This is a genomic window from Pseudomonas sp. WJP1, from assembly GCF_028471945.1.
Classification (GTDB): Bacteria; Pseudomonadota; Gammaproteobacteria; order Pseudomonadales; family Pseudomonadaceae; genus Aquipseudomonas.
In genome coordinates, this window is record NZ_CP110128.1 from 486,988 (window position 1) to 503,481 (window position 16,494).

The following is a 16,494-nucleotide window of genomic DNA, read 5'->3' on the forward strand; positions in this document are numbered from 1 at the left end:
TCCTGCGAACGGTCCTACATGATTTTGAGACGCCATGAACTGTGGCCTGAATGACCGCGATGCTAGTTTGCCTGACACTTACGGAGGGCAAGCTTTGAGGATCAAAACGCTAGTCGTATCAGGTTTCATCTCACTGGCTTTGACAGGGTGCGGGACTGTCGCAACGGTGTTTCAAGACGATGCCGAGGCGGCCCAGGAGCTTCGACGGCAAAAAACCTATTGTCAGTCCATTCCTCGGGTCTATAGCGGCCTGGCCTACGATTTTTGCATGTTGAATGCGCCCCCCGAGCCAGCGGGTATGTTCGTTTCGCTCGTTTTGATGGACCTGCTGCTGTCTGGGGCGCTGGATACGGTTGTCTTGCCGTATACGATTTACCGGCAGGGCACGGATGGCAATATCCGTATTTACTGGCGACCTGCGCCAGGCTGATAACCGAAGGCTCATTCCCGGCATGTTTAAGCTATAATCCCGCCCTTTAGCTGTCTCTCGCCCGTTGCGAGGGCACATTAATTTTTGAGGCGCATTGCGCCTGCACGCAGACTAAAGAGGCTAGACCCCTGTGGCATTGACGATTCTTGGCCTGTCCGGCGCCCTTAGCCATGATCCTTCCGCAGCCTTGTACATCGACGGCAAGCTGGTCGCGGCAGCGGAAGAAGAGCGCTTCGTACGCGATAAACATGCAAAGAACCGCATGCCCTACGAATCGGCGAAATTCTGCCTGGAGCAGGCCGGCATCAAGCCTTCCGACGTTGACGTGGTTGCGATTCCGTTCGCACCGATCAGCCTGTTCGGCAAGGCGCGCTGGCAGTACGCCAAGCGTTACTGGTACGCCCCGGACCGTGCACTTGATGCGATCCTGATGGGCAACCGTCGCTACAAGCGCTATCGCAACAAGATCGTCTGGTGCCTGGAGCAACTGGGTTTTGATCCGAAGAAGATCAAGATCGAGCCTGTTGAGCACCACCTGGCCCACGCCTCCAGCGCTTACCACTGCTCCGGTTTCAAAGAGAAAACCGCGATCCTGGGTATCGACGGCAAGGGCGAGTACGCCACGACCTTCTTCGGTTACGGCGAAAACGGCAAGATCCACAAGATCAAGGAATTCTTCGATCCGGATTCCCTCGGCGGCCTGTACGGCGCGATCACCGAGTTCCTCGGTTTCGACATGCTCGACGGTGAGTTCAAGGTCATGGGCATGGCGCCGTACGGCGACGCCAGCAAATACGATTTCTCGCGCCTGGCTTCGTTCGAAAACGGCGAGCTGGTGATCAACACCGACTACGCCAACGTCATCGGCCTGCGTCGTTACAAAGAGAAGGGCAAGGGTTACTACTTCTCGCCGAAGCTGATCGAGTGGCTGGGTCCCAAGCGCGAAGGCGACATCGCCGACGAGCCGTACATTCACTACGCCGCCAGCATTCAAGCGCTGTTCGAAAAAATTGCGTTGCAGATGATCGACCACTACCTGGGCGACGTGCTCAAGGAAACCGGCAAGCTGGCCTACGCCGGTGGCTGTGCGTTGAACGTCAAGCTCAACCAGAAAATCATCGCTCGCGACGACGTCAAGGAGCTGTTCGTGCAGCCGGCGTCCGGCGATGCCGGTACCGCAGTCGGCGCTGCCGCCTACGTGTCCCACGCCCGCGGCGTGCCGGTCGAGAAGATGGAACACGTCTACCTCGGCCCTTCGTACAGCAACGAAGACGTGATTGCTGCCTGTGCTCGTCACGAGAACAAGCCAACGTGGCGCAAGCTCGACAACATGCCGGAGCAGATCGCCAAGATCATGGTCGACGGCAATCCCGTGGCCTGGTTCCAGGGCCGCATGGAATTCGGTCCGCGTGCGCTGGGTGGTCGTTCGATCATCGGTTGCCCGAGCGTGGCCGGCGTGGCTGATCGCATCAACCACCAGATCAAGTTCCGCGAGCGCTGGAGGCCTTTCTGCCCGTCGATGCTCGACACCGTCGCGCCGCAGATGATCAAGATCGATCACCCGGCGCCGTTCATGACCTTCACTTTCGAAGTGGCGGAAGAGTGGAAAACCCGCGTGCCGGAAGTCGTTCACGAAGACGGCACTTCCCGGGCCCAGGTGCTCAAGCGCGAATACAACCCGCGCTACTACGACATGATGAAGGCGCTGGAAGTCCTGACCGGCAACGGCGTGTCGCTGAACACCTCGCTCAACCGTCGTGGCGAACCGATGATCTGCTCGCCGACGGACGCCTTGAACATGTTCTTCGGTTCGGATCTACAGTATCTGATCATGGAAGACATCCTGGTGGTCAAAGAGGGCGCGAACGCATATGACACGCTCGGCTGAACGCCATGTGCTGCAGTTCTGTCACGGCTATGACGGGCCGTTCCTGGACTGCGCCCGGCAGTACGCCAGCCTGTTCGCGGGCACCGGCTATCGGGTGACCACGGTCTTCCTCACCGGGGTCGCCGACGCCGAGGTGGCCGCGGGTTGCGCCTCGGATGAAGTGTTGTTCATGGAGTACAGCTCCAAGGCCATTCGTGGCCTGAAGCTGGGCGCCATCGGCGATCTGCGCAAGATCGCCGCTTCGCGCAATTTCAGTTTCTGCATCGCCCATCGCTTCAAGCCGATCTACATCGCCTTGCTCGGCACCTCGTTGCCGGTGATTGGCGTGCACCATGCGTTTGACGATTACAAGCGCGGCACACGCAAGCTCTTCGCGCATATTTTCCGCAAGCGCTTGAGCCTGCTCGGGGTGTCCGATGCGGTGCGCGATGACATGCGTCAATGCCTGCCGAAGTGGCCGGCGGCAAGGATCCAGACCCTGTACAACCGGATCGATGTGCCAGCTTTACAGGCTAGCCAGGTGTCGGTCCGTGAGGCGCGGGAGACTCTCGGCCTGTCCGCGGATGCCTGGATTGTCGGCAACGTCGGCCGCCTGCATCCGGACAAGGACCAGGCCACGTTGCTGGACGGTTTTGCCGCGGCGCTGCCCGGTTTGCCGGCCAACAGCCAGTTGGTGATTCTCGGAAGCGGTCGTCTGGAACAGGATCTCAAGGCCCAGGCTCGCGAGCTGGGCATTGGCAACCGGGTGCTGTTCCTCGGTCAGGTCCCCGAGGCCCGGCGGTATTTCAGCGCTTTCGATGTGTTTGCCCTGAGTTCCGATCATGAACCCTTCGGCATGGTGCTGCTCGAAGCCATGGCGGCAGGCGTGCCGTTGCTTGCAACGGCCTGTGGCGGAGCGAAGGAAGTGGTCGAAGGCGTGGGCATCCTGTTCCCCCTGGGCGATGCCGAGCACCTGGCTCAAGGCCTGCAGCATCTGGCCGCAATGGACGAGCAACAACGTCGCCAGTGCGCCGAGCTGATGCTCGAGCGCCTGCGTGAACGCTTCTCCGACCGCGCGGTGCGCGATGCTTTCTGGCACTTGCCGCACGTTACCGAACTGGCACAGAGGGGCTGATGCTCAACCGATTTCAAGGCTGGCGCGAACGCGGCTGGTCGCTATCCGATGCCTCGACCTATGCCGAGGCCTGGCAGCGTTATGGCGGCAGCGTCGCCACTCACCCGCTGGTGGTCGAGCGCCTGGCGCAGCTGGCCGGCATCCCTGTGCGCTACCTGGCCTGGGAGCAAGACGGCGAAATCAAGGCCGCGATCCCGACCTGGGGGCGCGACCTTGCCTTGTCCAAGGACGTGCTCAAGCGTAACGGCAAGAAGGGCTTGTTCGACCTTGGCAATGCCGAGATCATCCTGCCGGCTGCCGCCGATGCCCAGGCACCTTTGCGCCATCGGGGGCGCTACTTGTCGGCGCTCAACGAAAACCGTTTCACCGGCATCAGGCTGCAGGCCGAACAACTGGCCATGGCCCGCACGCCCGAAGAGCTGTCGAAGAAGTTTCGCTACAACCAGCGCCGCGAACTCAGGTTGCTGGAAGAGGCGGGAGGCGTCGTACGGCCGGTTTCCGAGTTTTCCAGCCAGGAGCTGGGTACGATCTATTGCGATTTGTTCCTGCGCCGCTGGGGTTTCCCGGCGACCGGTGCCGAGCGCATGGCCGAGGTCATCGAGTTGTTGCGCGAGTTTCTGATCGGTTCGGTGATTTTCCTCAATGATGCGGCCATTGCCATTCAACTGGTGTATCGCGTCGAGACGCCACAATGGATCAGCGTCGAATACATCAATGGCGGTGTCGATCCCGAAACCCGCGAGTTCAGCCCCGGTAGCGTACTGAGTTTTCTCAACACCCAAAGCGCCTGGGAGCACGCCAGGGCACTGGACAAGCCCCTGCGCTTCTCCTTTGGCCGCGCCGACCGGGAATACAAGGATCGCTGGTGCAACCCTGTGCCGGTCTACACCGTATGAGTCAAACCATGAGTCGCAAACAGCAATTGCTCAAGCGCCATCGGCGCAACAAACGCATCGGTCTGCTGGTCGTGCTGGGGCTGTTGGTTGTATGTGGTGCAGTGGTGGCCTGGTGGCTGCCGCTGGTACTCGCGGCTCTGGGGTGGATTGCCCATGAGGCCTGGTTTGCCGACCACCTGTTCTATTCGCCCCAAGACGATTATCAATACAGTTTCCCGCCCTACACGCCGCAACCCAAGGTTCACCTGAGTGGTGATCGCCTGCGGCTGGACGATGGCGTCATGCTGGTCGATGACGCGACGCTGGTGTTGGCGTTACGAATCAAAAGCACGTGGTTGGGGCGATTCATAGATCCTGTCGTCGAGATGTCCGGCGGTGATAGCCCGGACCGACAAACCTTCGAACGTGGCGTGAACGGCCTGCGTTACCTCAACCTCAGCGGTCAGGCACAGGTGTTGTCACGCGGGGAGTTGCGGCTGCGTGGGCGTTTCTGCAGGCTGTTGGGCGAACCTGTGCTGTGGGCATTCGAGCATCCGGATTACAGCCGTCAGCGGGTAATGGTGATTGCACCGCATGCCGATGACGCGGAACTGGCTGCCTTCGGGTTGTACAGCCGCGCAAGTCAAAGCTGGATCGTGACCGTCACCGCCGGTGAAATCGAAGCCGATCACTATCAGCAGATGGGGCTTGAAGGCGTCGAAGCGTCGCGGTTGAAGGGTTCGCTTCGCGCCTGGGACAGTGTCAGCGTGCCGTTGTGGGGTGGCGTCCCTCAGGAACGTTGTATCCAGTTGGGTTATTTCTGTCTGCAGTTGCCCGCGATGCAGAGTGCGCCGGGCCAAGCCGTGGCGTCCCGCGAGGCTCAGCTTGGCGATACCCGGTACTTTCGCAGGTTCAATCCGTTTGCCTTGGGCAGTGACGTCGACGGTGTGCCGTCCTGGAACAATTTGCTGGCCGATTTGCATGAGCTGATCGAGCGCATCCAGCCCCAGGTCATCGTTTTGCCACATCCACACTTCGATCCGCACCCGGACCATCTATGCTCCCAGCAGGCGGTCATGCAGGCGCTGGGCGGTACAGCCTGGCAGCCCGAAACCCTGTTGCATTACGCCAATCATTTGCACGACAACGATCGCTGGCCGATGGGCGATGCAGGCACGGGAGTGGCGCTGCCACCGCAGTTCGAAGCTGTCGAGCCCTTGCGGCCGTGGACACCTTGCCTATCACCTGATCGGCAGTGGCACAAGGCTATGTCTTTGGGCATGATGCACGACCTTCAGTCCCGGCTTCCCTTCAAGCGGCTACTTCGCCGGGGAATTCAACGTTGTTTCGCAGCCCGGCGCTGGCCAGCTTTTGGTGAAAACGAATTTTTCCGTAAAGCGGTGCGACGCCACGAGTTGTTCTGGGTCCAAGAGTTGACTGGCAAGAGAGAGTCCAATTGAAAGTTCTGTTTCTGGTGCAGAAAGAGCAACGAGCGATCCTCGATCGACTGTATGACGGTATTGCCGAGCAGTGCGACTGCGACAAGCGTGAGCTGACCAGTGCCGAGCAGGACGACTTGCGTGGTTATTTCCGCAAGCATGTCGATGTGACCCTCTATGACCGGATCGTGTTTTTTCTGCGCTTCAAAAAAGAAATCAGACAGGTGCGGTTCATACAGACGCTGCCCAATCTGGTTATTCTGGAGCACGATGCCTATCAGAATTACATCCCGTGCAAATACACCGGAAAATTCAGTGCGCATTACCGTAAATTGCCGTGGGCACGGGTGATCAGCTCGGGTTTCATGGTCAGCCAGCGTTTGTGTGACGAAGGCTTTGACGCGCATTTCGTACCCAAAGGCTACGACCAAGCACTGCTGCAAAACCGTCAGCGTGAACGGGATATCGAACTGGGTTTCGTCGGCAGCCTCAACAGCGTTGCCTATGCCGGGCGCAAGGAGATGCTCGAGTCCGTTGCCGAAGTCGAAAACCTGTTGATCACGCGTACCAAATCGGGCGAGGAATACTGTGAAACGCTGAGTCGGATCCGTTATTTCGTCAGTGCCGATGTCGGCATGGGCGAGTACATGATCAAGAATTTCGAGGCCATGGCCTGCGGCTGTGTGCTGTTTGCCTACGATCAGGGGGAAGAAGAGAATCGCGCCTTGGGTTTCGTCGACATGCACAACATTGTGCTTTATCGAACCCGCGACGAACTTCGGGAAAAACTGGCCGTGCTACGTGAATCTGCGCAGTTGAGCGAGGCCATTTCACTGGCCGGGCAAGCGCTGGTAGAGCAGCGATACACCTTCCGTGAGGTGGGCCATGCAATTGTCGAGGCAATGCGCGCACCACTGCGCGAACGGGTTCCACTGAGCTGGAAAGAAAAATTACGCGTGTCGCTAGGGCTGTGAGGTCGGGCGATTCAACAATCAAGGGTGCGGTGTAAACACATGCTGTTTAGCGAGACTAGCGACATTTCGGTTGTCATCACCAGTTGCGGTCGCTTCGATTTATTGAAGCGAACCTTGGAAACCTTTGACCGGTTCAACACGGCTCCCATCCGTAAAGTGTTCATTACCGAAGACTCTGGCGACCGTGCCGTGGAGGCTTGTATTCCGGAACACTGGAGGGCGCATACCCAGTTTTTCATCAACAATCCGCGTCTGGGTCAGTTGAAGTCCATCGATGCTGCCTATGCTCAGGTGCAGACGTCGTGGATTTTCCACTGCGAGGATGACTGGGACTTCTATCGCGAAGGGTTCATCGAAGAGTCCCAGTGCCTGCTGGAGGAAGATCCACAGGCGCTTCAGGTGTGGCTGCGCAGCTTCAATCACGACCTGATGGTCCACAGTCCTTATGTGTTCCTCAGCGAGCGCAAGGTCAGCCACGGCATTCCATTTTATGTGCTGGGTTCGCAAAAGGCCGACTGGCAGGGCTTTTCCTTCAATCCTGGCCTGCGGCGCCGTGCGGACTACCTGGCCCATGCCCCGTACTCGGGATTCTCCGGAGAAAAAGACCTGTCGCGCCTGTATGCCGCGCAGAACCGCTATGCGTTGATTCTGGAAAACGATGCGGTTCTGCACACGGGCTTCGGTGAACACGTAGTGGTTCCGCAGGAGCGCGTGAATAAGTTGCGACGTAAACGTGTCGATCGACTCAAACTGATCGCGGCCCTTGTTTTCGGTCTTGTAGCAGGTTGGGTACTCCATGGGATCTAGCGGCCTGAAGCCAGGAAAGATCACCGTCACGTCGTATTTCGGAGCAGTGCTCTGCCTGTTCTTGTTGAGCTTTGTGGTGGGCTGGTCTTCGAAGTGGACCAACAATCTGTTCTACGGCCTGATGGTGGTACCGGGTCTGGTGTTCCTGATCAAGGAGCGAGGTGCAGGCTTGTTCAGGCAGCCGCTGGCGCTGGGCTGGCTGGTGTTCATCCTTTGGTTTCTGGTGCCGGCAACCATTGCCGGGCAGATGCAGTTTTTCAAGCACGTGTTCTACGTGATGATGTTCGTCATGGTCGTGGGGGCCTTCAGCGATCCACGGTTTTTCCGCAGCCCGGGGTTTGTGCGTGCGCAGTTCTGGATCCTGGCGTTGTATATCTTCTGTTGTGCCCTCTACAGTTGGGCCACCAATGAATATGCAATCGGCAGCCGGGTGGCGCTGTTGCCGGCACGCTTGCAGAACGTCATCTACGCCAGTATCTGGCTGCTGTGCGCGCTGGCGCTGGCTTTGCCATGCTGGTTCAGGGAGCATCGCTGGATCGAAAGTGCACTGGCCATCGTCTTTTCGCTGTTTGCGGTGACCTTTGTGCTGCAAACGCGTACTGCGTTTGTCGGGGTCGCGTTCCTGCTGGGCATATGGTTGCTTTACGGCCTCTACTACAAGCCGCGACTGGTCGGCAGCATGGTAGCGATCAGCCTGGTGGTTATCGGTGTGCTGTTCCTGATCGTGCACGACGAAGCCTGGTATCGGTCGCTCTGGACCCGCGGCGATTCGTATCGCATCGAGCTCTTTCACATCATGGTCGGCGAGTGGCGCAACTGTGGCTGGTTGCTGGGCTGTGGCGTTAATTTCCACACCGATCAGTTGCTCGATGGTTGGATGCCGATCCAACACCCGCACAACATCTTTGTGGCGCTGGGGTTGTACAGCGGCGCGGTGGCACTGTTTTTGTTCATCGGGCTGATGGCGGCCACGCTTTGGCAAGCCTGGCGTCTGCGCGATGCCTGGGGCATGTACCTGGCATGTGCGCTGGTCATGTTGAACTTCGATGGGAGCTTGTTGATTGGCAACCCTGACGAGTTGTGGCCGTTGGTGCTGCTGCCTGGGGCGATGATCCTCGGGCGAGTGCTCAAGTCGCAGCGTATCGCACTGGCATGAAACCTGACCTTCGCCTCCTCCCTGGGGGCGAAGGTCAGGTCATTTTTGCAGGGCGCTGTTCAGTTCTTCCCGGGAACAGATGCTTTGGGTCTGGCCATAGTGTTGCATGAAGACTTCTCCACGCCTGTCGAGCAACCATTGCCGATCCTGCGGGTAGCGCACCATATGTTTGAAATTGCGCAGCCGCAGTGTCTTGCGTAGTGGGCGCCGATAAACCCGCAGGTCGGCAATGTCGATCAGGCCCAGCTGATGTTCAGGCGTGAGCACTATGTTGCCAAGGTGCGCCGAGCGGAAATAGATCCCGCGTTCATGCAAGGTGGCTATGAAAACCCCGAGCTGACCCCGCAGCGGATCGGCATCGCCCTGGGTATCCAGTAACTGGCGCAAGGTTTGCCCCGGCAGCGGGTCGTAATGCACCGCATCACGGGCGATACTCGGGATGCGATAGACCTGGCGGATCGAAGGGCAGGGAATCTGCCGTTCACGCAACGCATCGCAATTGTCAGCGAACCGTTTGGCGTAGGGATACCAGGCGGCTGACGTCAGCAGGCGCTTGCGACGAAACAGTTTGAGGATCGAGCCATCCGTCAGCCGCAAGACCTTGTCCCCCGAACCATCCGCTTCAAGGACTTGTGCTCCCTCGCGCAGGGCAAGGTATCGGGTGTGATCAAGCGCTTGCATCAATTCTCCGGGGTTCGACGCCATGAGGCATGGATAGCCGGCCATGTTACCGCAGCTCAGCGACTAAAATGGCCTGTGTTACACTCGCGGGCTCTTTTCTCATACAACGGGTTCTCATGACTAGCCCTGATTCGCCTGCGCCGTCGAGCTTGAAGATTTACCTGCGCCTGCTGTCGTATGTGCGCCCGTACTGGGGCATGTTTGCCGTCAGTATCGTTGGCTTTGTGATTTTTGCCTCGACGCAGCCGATGCTGGCCGGCATTCTCAAATACTTCGTCGATGGCCTGAGCAACCCTGAAGCGGTGCTCTTCCCCAATGTTCCCTATCTGCAAGACTTGCAGTTGCTGATGGCCGTGCCATTGCTGATCATACTGATCGCCGCGTGGCAGGGCCTCGGTTCGTTTCTTGGCAACTACTATCTGGCGAAAGTCTCGTTGGGGCTGGTCCATGACTTGCGCGTCGAGTTGTTCAACAAGTTGCTGGTGCTGCCCAACCGCTATTTCGATACCCATAACTCCGGGCACCTGATTTCGCGCATCACCTTCAACGTGACCATGGTCACCGGCGCTGCCACGGACGCCATTAAAGTGGTCATTCGTGAAGGCCTGACCGTGGTGTTTCTGTTTGCCTACCTGCTGTGGATGAACTGGAAGCTCACCCTGGTAATGCTTGCCATCCTGCCTCTGATTGCGGTCATGGTGAGTAGCACCAGCAAAAAATTCCGCAAGCAGAGCAAGAAGATCCAGGTGGCCATGGGCGATGTGACCCATGTAGCGTCCGAGACCATCCAGGGTTATCGCGTAGTGCGCAGCTTCGGTGGCGAGAGCTACGAAAAGCGACGTTTTGCCGCTGCCAGCCAGGGCAATACCGACAAGCAACTGCGCATGACCAAGACCGGCGCGGTCTATACGCCGATGTTGCAGCTGGTGATCTACACCGCCATGGCCGTGCTGATGTTCCTGGTGCTGTTCCTGCGCGGTGATGCAACCGCCGGTGACCTGGTGGCCTATATCACTGCGGCGGGTCTGCTGCCCAAGCCGATCCGGCAGCTGTCGGAAGTCAGTTCGACCATTCAGAAAGGTGTCGCCGGTGCCGAAAGCATTTTCGAGCAACTGGACGTCGAGCCGGAAGTCGACCGCGGTACCGTTGAGCGTGATCGCGTCAATGGCTACCTTGAGGTGCGCAACCTGAGCTTTACCTATCCCGGGACAGAGCGTGAGGTGCTGAAGAACATCAGCTTCACCGCAGCGCCGGGGCAGATGATCGCACTGGTGGGTCGCTCTGGTAGCGGCAAATCGACACTCGCCAGCCTGATACCGCGCTTCTACCATCATGAAGTCGGTGAGATTCTGCTCGACGATGTCGAAATCGAAGACTATCGCTTGCGCAATCTGCGTCGGCACGTCGCGCAAGTCACGCAACATGTGACCCTGTTCAACGACACCATCGCCAACAATATCGCCTATGGTGATCTGGCTGGCGCACCTCGCGCCGACATTGAAAAGGCTGCAGCGGACGCCTATGCAATGGACTTCATCGCGCAGATGCCGCAAGGCCTGGATACTCAGGTCGGGGAAAACGGCGTACTGCTGTCCGGCGGTCAGCGCCAGCGCCTGGCGATTGCCCGGGCCTTGCTGAAAAATGCTCCGTTGCTGATTCTCGACGAAGCAACCTCGGCACTCGATACCGAGTCCGAGCGCCATATCCAGGCTGCGCTGGATCAAGTCATGAAGGGGCGTACCACGCTGGTCATCGCCCACCGGTTGTCGACGATCGAAAAGGCCGACCTGATTCTGGTCATGGACCACGGCGAAATCGTCGAGCGTGGTACCCACACTCAATTGCTGGCGCAGAATGGCTACTATTCGCGCCTGCATGCGATGGGGCTCGATACGCCGGCCGAAGACATCGCCTGACTCCGACATCAGGGTGAGCCTGGCTCACCCTGATGCTCTAGCGGCGTGCAATGCGCCCAGCGATTGAGTTCATGCGCTGATTTTGCTCAATAATTGATCAAAAAGCCGTGTCGCAAGATCCCGTTGCAGCCGTCACACAAGCCTGTGCCCACCCTGTGTTAATATCGCGCCCCTGTTCATTTTGTATGTGGGTTGCTCCATGAAGTTGTCCATGCCGCGATTCGATCAAGCCCCTGTCTTGGTGGTCGGCGATGTCATGCTCGACCGTTACTGGCATGGTGGTACCTCACGGATTTCCCCTGAGGCGCCAGTACCGGTAGTCAAGGTCGATCACATCGAGGACCGCCCGGGCGGTGCCGCCAACGTTGCGTTGAACATTGCCGCCCTCGGCGCGCCGGCCTCGCTGGTCGGCGTGACTGGCGACGATGAAGCCGCCGACAGCCTGGTCAATAGCCTCAAGGGTGCCGGTGTGCGCGCATTGTTCCAGCGCATTGCCCACCAGCCGACCATCGTCAAGCTGCGGGTCATGAGCCGTCACCAGCAACTGCTGCGCATCGACTTCGAAGAACCGTTCGCCACCGACGCCCTGGCGTTGTCCGTGCAAGTCGACGAATTGCTCGAAGGCATCAAGGTGCTGGTGCTGTCCGACTACGGCAAAGGCGCGCTGAAAAACCATCAAGTGCTGATCCAGGCCGCCCGTGCCCGTGGCATTCCGGTGCTGGCCGATCCCAAGGGCAAGGATTTTTCGATCTACCGTGGCGCGAGCCTGATCACGCCGAACCTTAGCGAATTCGAAACCATCGTCGGTGGTTGCGCCGATGAGCATGATTTGGTGAACAAGGGCGCGCAGCTGATGCGCGACCTGGACCTTGGCGCCCTGTTGGTAACCCGTGGTGAACACGGCATGACCTTGCTGCGCCCGGATCATCCGGCATTGCACCTGCCGGCACGCGCCCGTGAAGTGTTCGACGTGACCGGTGCCGGGGACACGGTAATTTCTACCCTGGCCGCGGCGATTGCCGCCGGTGAAGAACTGCCGCATGCGGTGGGCCTGGCCAATTTGGCGGCAGGCATCGTGGTCGGCAAGCTCGGTACGGCGGCCATCAGCGCGCCGGAGCTGCGTCGTGCCATCCAGCGCGATCAGGGTTCAGAGCGTGGCGTGCTGGGCCTTGAACAGTTGCTGCTGGCAGTCGACGACGCCCGTGCGCATAACGAGAAAATCGTTTTCACCAACGGCTGCTTCGACATCCTGCATGCCGGGCACGTGACGTACCTGGAGCAGGCGCGGGCGCAAGGCGATCGCCTGATCGTTGCGGTCAACGACGATGCGTCGGTCAGTCGCCTGAAAGGGCCTGGTCGTCCAATCAACAGTGTCGACCGGCGCATGGCGGTGCTGGCAGGTCTGGGCGCCGTCGATTGGGTGATCAGCTTCGCTGAGGGCACACCGGAGAACCTGCTGCGCGAGGTCAAGCCGGACGTGCTGGTCAAGGGTGGGGACTACGGGATTGACCAGGTGGTCGGAGCGGACATCGTGACCGCGTACGGCGGGACCGTGAAAGTGCTGGGGCTGGTGGAAAACAGCTCCACGACTGCCATTGTCGAGAAGATCCGCCAGTCTGAATGACGCCTAAAAAGATCGCAGCCATCGGCACATAATCCTGTAGGAGCTGCCGCAGGCTGCGATCTTTTGCTTTTAGGAGCTGACTTTTTTACGCGGCACAATCTTCTTCAGCAGCTGCTTTGCCTTCCCGCGTAACAGGGCCAATCCCGAATCCTTCCCCGGTGGCGTCAAACCCTGCTGCCGAACCCAGTCCTTCCAGCGAATCCGCTCATCCTTCACCAGCCAACCTTCCTGCCGGGCAAAACTTTCGGCCAGGTACAGTCCGCGGGTACTCGCCGAGTGCAATTGATCCTTTTTCAAGGTGTAGAGCTCGGCAGTGGGGTGGCCGTCCCGCAAAGGCATCAGGTACAGGTCGGGGCGCTTGCGATCCAGGCGGGCCACCAGTTGATCGCCTTCCAGTCGTTCGTCGACGTGAAACAGGCTGAGGGATTTGGCCTCCTTGGGGACCTCCAGGCGCAAGTCGTAAATCAATTGCAGCGATGCGGTCGGCAAGTGCACGTAGGCCCGTGGCCGTTCGATCAGTGGCAGGTTGGCACAGCGCACCGGCCGCGCCGAGCCGGACAGCGGCGACAGGCGAAACGGCAGGGCTTCGCGGTAATGCAGTGCGCTGGAATAGGGGGCGGGTAGCCAGGTGTCGTTGAAGCGCCCACCGAGCCAGCCTTCCGGAGTTTCCAGCAGGCACTCTTCGGCGATTTCCTGGATGGCCGTGTGCAGCGGCAGGTTCAGCTCATGGGCGGGCACGTAGCCGGAGATCAGCTTGAGCACCACGTCGCCGCGGTCCTGCCGCCGTTGACGCACCAGCACCCAGTAATCGCGATTCTGCCAATGCAGTGTCAGGCGTACCGATACCCCGAGGTTGGCCAATTCAAGGGAAAACCGCTCCGTATCGGCGACGGTCACCGGACGCCGACGTTGCAGGATCTGGGCGAAATTCAACGGCCTCCCGACGCTCTGATAACTCAGGCCTTCGGGAGTCGCTTCGACGAATAACGGCAGGGTCTTGAAGTTGCTCGGATTCTTTCTAATGAGCGTACGCGGCATGTCGGCTCCTGCTTAAGGCCGCGTGGGGCGGCATCAGTTGCTACGTAGGACCTGGGCAACGGTCGCCACGTTATGGGCGAGGTGCAGCGGATTGATCGTTCCGACAATAGCGCTGGCCACACCTGGATGTTCGAACAACAATTGGAAACTGGCGCGCACCGGGTCTACGCCTGGACTCAGGCACACATGACCGCTGGCGAGGGCTTTTTTGACCAGAATGGCTTTGCCATGAGCAGCAGCATAGTCAATGACCGCCTTTTCGCTTTGCTCGTTCAGATTGTAGGTGACCATTGCGCAATCACCTTGCTCCAGCGCTTTCAAGCCGCCTTCGACGGTTTTACCGGAAAAACCGAAGCCACGAATCTTGCCTTCGGCCTTGAGCGCGGCAAGCGTGGCATAGACTTCGCTGTCTTCGAGGATCGTCAGGTCGTTGCCGTCGGAGTGCACCAATACCAGGTCTATGAAATCGGTCTCGAGGCGTTGCAGGCTGCGCTCTACAGAGAAGCGGGTGTGCGCGGCGCTGAAGTCGTGGCGGGACTGACCGTCGGCAAACTCCTCGCCGACCTTGCTGACGATCACCCAATCCTGACGTTGACCACGCAGCAGCGGGCCAAGGCGCTCTTCGCTACGCCCATAGGCCGGAGCTGTGTCGATCAGGTTGATACCCAGGTCGCGTGTGAGCTTGAGCAGCATCCGCGCTTGATTGTCGTCGGGGATCTGGAAACCATTGGGGTATTTCACGCCTTGGTCACGGCCGAGTTTTACGGTACCCAGGCCCAGGGGCGACACCAGCAGGCCGGTGCTGCCCAGGGGACGATGCAGGTCGTGCAGAGTCGGTACGCTCATGGCAGCAGTTGCTCCCAAGCCGGGACGGCCATCGGCGGTTTTGGCAGTGGCGGCAATTCGGTGACCGGACCCGGTTGAATGCCATCGCGGGCAAGGCTGGCGATCACCCGGTCAGCGAAGTCCGGCGCCAGAGCCAGTTTGGTTGGCCAGCCCACCAGCAGGCGACCTTCTTCAGCTACAAAGGCATTGTCGGGACGGGTCAGTCCCGATTGCAGTGGCTCCGCGCGGTCTACGCGCAAGGTTGCCCAACGCGCCGTGCTGAGGTCGATCCATGGCAGCAACTGGCCAAGTTCTTTCTGTGCGGTGGCGATTTGTTCGGCGGGCTCACGGGTCACGCCTTCGGTTTCAGCGATATCGCCGCCCAGGTACCAGACCCACTGACCATCGGCTGCCGGGTGCGTGGTTACGGTAATGCGTGGTTTGGTTCCACCACCCAGGCAATGGGCGTACAGCGGTTTGAGGCTTGGGCCTTTGGCGATGATCATGTGCAACGGGCGGCGTTGCATGGCGGGCTGGGTCAGCCCCAGCGCTTCAAGCAACGCCGCCGTTCCGCCTCCGGCGCTCAAGACGATGCGCTGGGCGCGGATCTCGCGTTCGTCCACCTTCAGGCCGACCAGCACGCCACCCTCCAGCAGCGGCTCGATCTTCTGGCCAGCAAGCAGGCCGTCGCCCGCGAGGTCAGCCAGGCGCTGGATCAGGCTCGGCACGTCGATCACCAGTTCCGCCAGGCGATAGACCTTGCCCTTGAAGCGTTTGTCCTGCAGGGCCGGCGGCAGTTGGTCGCCCTTGACCTGATCGACGCGACCGCGCACGGCTTTGCTGGCGAAGAAGCTGGTGAGGTTGCCGGCGATCGTGCCTGGGGACCAGAGGTAGTGGGCTTCGGACAGCAGGCGTACGCCCGACAGGTCCAGTTCGCCATCCCCGGCCAGGGCTTCACGCCAGCGGCGCGGCATGTCGGCGATGGCTTCCGAGGCGCCGGTCAGGGCGCCATGCAGTGCGTACTTGGCCCCGCCATGGATGATGCCCTGGGACTTCACGCTTTGTCCGCCGCCGAGGCTGGCGCTTTCCACCAGCACGGTCGAGAAGCCCTGGCGTCGCAGGCGCGCATTCAGCCAGAGGCCGGCGACACCAGCGCCGACAATGAGAACGTCGGTGGAAATAACGGATGGCATGCAGCGACCTCAGTGTTCAAGACGAGGACGCAGTATACAGACTCGAAGAAGCGTGGATTGTTGGTGATCAAACTGTGGGAGCGGGCTTGCTCGCGAAGGCGGTGTGTCAGTCGACTTCAACACTGGATGACACACCGCATTCGCGAGCAAGCCCGCTCCCACATTGGATTGTGCGCGGATTTTAATGCCCCGCGGTTTTCGAGAAGAGTTGGATCACTACGACACCCAACACGATCAACGCCATCCCCATCATCGCCGGCACATCCAGCTTCTGCCCGTAGATGAACAGTGCCGCGACGCTGACCATCACGATGCCCATGCCGGCCCATACCGCGTAAGCCACGCCCACCGGTACGCTGCGCACCACCAGGGTCAACATCCAGAAGGCGATGCCGTATCCGACGATCACCAGCAGCAGTGGCAACGGCGTGCTGAAGCCTTTAACCGCTTTCATCGAAACAGTGGCAATCACTTCGGCGCAGATGGCAATGGCCAGGTAGTAGTAAGCGGTCATGGTTCAATCCTCGTATGAAG

Annotated in this window: 15 protein-coding genes and 1 pseudogene; 11 read left to right on the forward strand and 5 right to left on the reverse strand. The window is 59.7% G+C overall.

Annotation, left to right across the window (positions count from 1 at the left end; all coding sequences use genetic code 11):
• Positions 1-94: 94 nt before the first annotated feature.
• The 8 genes from OH720_RS02175 to OH720_RS02210 all read left to right on the forward strand — a co-directional run bounded on the left by OH720_RS02175 (position 95) and on the right by OH720_RS02210 (position 8,683).
• Positions 95-430, forward strand: a complete 336-nt coding sequence (locus tag OH720_RS02175) for a YceK/YidQ family lipoprotein (RefSeq protein ID WP_442967305.1) — start codon at positions 95-97, stop codon at positions 428-430.
• A gap of 130 nt (positions 431-560) precedes the next feature.
• Complete coding sequence (locus OH720_RS02180; RefSeq protein ID WP_008055718.1) at positions 561-2,318, forward strand: carbamoyltransferase family protein; 1,758 nt, start codon at positions 561-563, stop codon at positions 2,316-2,318.
• Positions 2,302-3,432: a glycosyltransferase gene (locus OH720_RS02185; RefSeq protein ID WP_272604392.1), complete on the forward strand. Its 1,131-nt coding sequence runs from the start codon at positions 2,302-2,304 to the stop codon at positions 3,430-3,432. Before OH720_RS02180 ends, OH720_RS02185 begins: the two co-directional genes overlap by 17 nt.
• Entirely contained in the window at positions 3,432-4,328 is an 897-nt protein-coding gene (locus tag OH720_RS02190; protein WP_272604393.1) for an antimicrobial resistance protein Mig-14, read from the forward strand. The genes OH720_RS02185 and OH720_RS02190 overlap by 1 nt, the downstream gene beginning before the upstream one ends.
• A gap of 8 nt (positions 4,329-4,336) precedes the next feature.
• On the forward strand, positions 4,337-5,767 hold the full coding sequence (locus tag OH720_RS02195) for a PIG-L deacetylase family protein (RefSeq protein WP_272604394.1): 1,431 nt from the start codon (positions 4,337-4,339) through the stop codon (positions 5,765-5,767).
• Positions 5,764-6,720 (forward strand): glycosyltransferase family protein, encoded by a 957-nt coding sequence (locus tag OH720_RS02200; protein ID WP_272604395.1) that lies wholly within the window; start codon positions 5,764-5,766, stop codon positions 6,718-6,720. The genes OH720_RS02195 and OH720_RS02200 overlap by 4 nt, the downstream gene beginning before the upstream one ends.
• A 39-nt stretch (positions 6,721-6,759) precedes the next feature.
• Positions 6,760-7,527 (forward strand): glycosyltransferase family A protein, encoded by a 768-nt coding sequence (locus OH720_RS02205; RefSeq protein WP_272604396.1) that lies wholly within the window; start codon positions 6,760-6,762, stop codon positions 7,525-7,527.
• Positions 7,517-8,683 (forward strand): O-antigen ligase domain-containing protein, encoded by a 1,167-nt coding sequence (locus OH720_RS02210; protein WP_272604397.1) that lies wholly within the window; start codon positions 7,517-7,519, stop codon positions 8,681-8,683. Before OH720_RS02205 ends, OH720_RS02210 begins: the two co-directional genes overlap by 11 nt.
• Before the next feature lie 39 nt (positions 8,684-8,722).
• On the opposite strand, the gene OH720_RS02215 is transcribed toward OH720_RS02210, so the two are convergent.
• Entirely contained in the window at positions 8,723-9,364 is a 642-nt protein-coding gene (locus tag OH720_RS02215) for a hypothetical protein (protein WP_008055710.1), read from the reverse strand.
• Between the two features lie 116 nt (positions 9,365-9,480).
• Between OH720_RS02215 and msbA the strand changes: the two genes are divergently transcribed.
• On the forward strand, positions 9,481-11,280 hold the full coding sequence (gene msbA / locus OH720_RS02220; protein WP_272604398.1) for a lipid A export permease/ATP-binding protein MsbA: 1,800 nt from the start codon (positions 9,481-9,483) through the stop codon (positions 11,278-11,280).
• Positions 11,281-11,479: 199 nt separating this feature from the next.
• The gene (gene hldE / locus OH720_RS02225; protein WP_272604399.1) at positions 11,480-12,904 is read left to right on the forward strand and encodes a bifunctional D-glycero-beta-D-manno-heptose-7-phosphate kinase/D-glycero-beta-D-manno-heptose 1-phosphate adenylyltransferase HldE; all 1,425 of its coding nucleotides are present in this window, start codon (positions 11,480-11,482) and stop codon (positions 12,902-12,904) included.
• 69 nt (positions 12,905-12,973) lie between these two features.
• Here the strand turns inward: hldE and OH720_RS02230 are convergent, their stop codons facing one another.
• The 3 genes from OH720_RS02230 to OH720_RS02240 are packed head-to-tail and all read right to left on the reverse strand — an operon-like array spanning position 12,974 to position 15,960.
• A complete protein-coding gene (locus OH720_RS02230; RefSeq protein WP_272604400.1) occupies positions 12,974-13,942 on the reverse strand; it encodes a metal ABC transporter ATPase in 969 nt (322 codons plus the stop codon).
• 33 nt (positions 13,943-13,975) lie between these two features.
• Positions 13,976-14,788 (reverse strand): aldo/keto reductase, encoded by an 813-nt coding sequence (locus OH720_RS02235; RefSeq protein ID WP_272604401.1) that lies wholly within the window; start codon positions 14,786-14,788, stop codon positions 13,976-13,978.
• Positions 14,785-15,960 (reverse strand): NAD(P)/FAD-dependent oxidoreductase, encoded by a 1,176-nt coding sequence (locus OH720_RS02240; protein WP_008055696.1) that lies wholly within the window; start codon positions 15,958-15,960, stop codon positions 14,785-14,787. Before OH720_RS02240 ends, OH720_RS02235 begins: the two co-directional genes overlap by 4 nt.
• Positions 15,961-16,016: 56 nt before the next feature.
• Between OH720_RS02240 and OH720_RS31750 the strand changes: the two are divergent.
• A pseudogene (locus tag OH720_RS31750) lies at positions 16,017-16,121 on the forward strand (metal ABC transporter ATP-binding protein); the annotation flags it as partial.
• Positions 16,122-16,141: 20 nt separating this feature from the next.
• On the opposite strand, the gene OH720_RS02245 reads toward OH720_RS31750, so the two are convergent.
• Entirely contained in the window at positions 16,142-16,474 is a 333-nt protein-coding gene (locus OH720_RS02245) for a DMT family transporter (RefSeq protein ID WP_095192165.1), read from the reverse strand.
• Between the last annotated feature and the right edge of the window lie 20 nt (positions 16,475-16,494).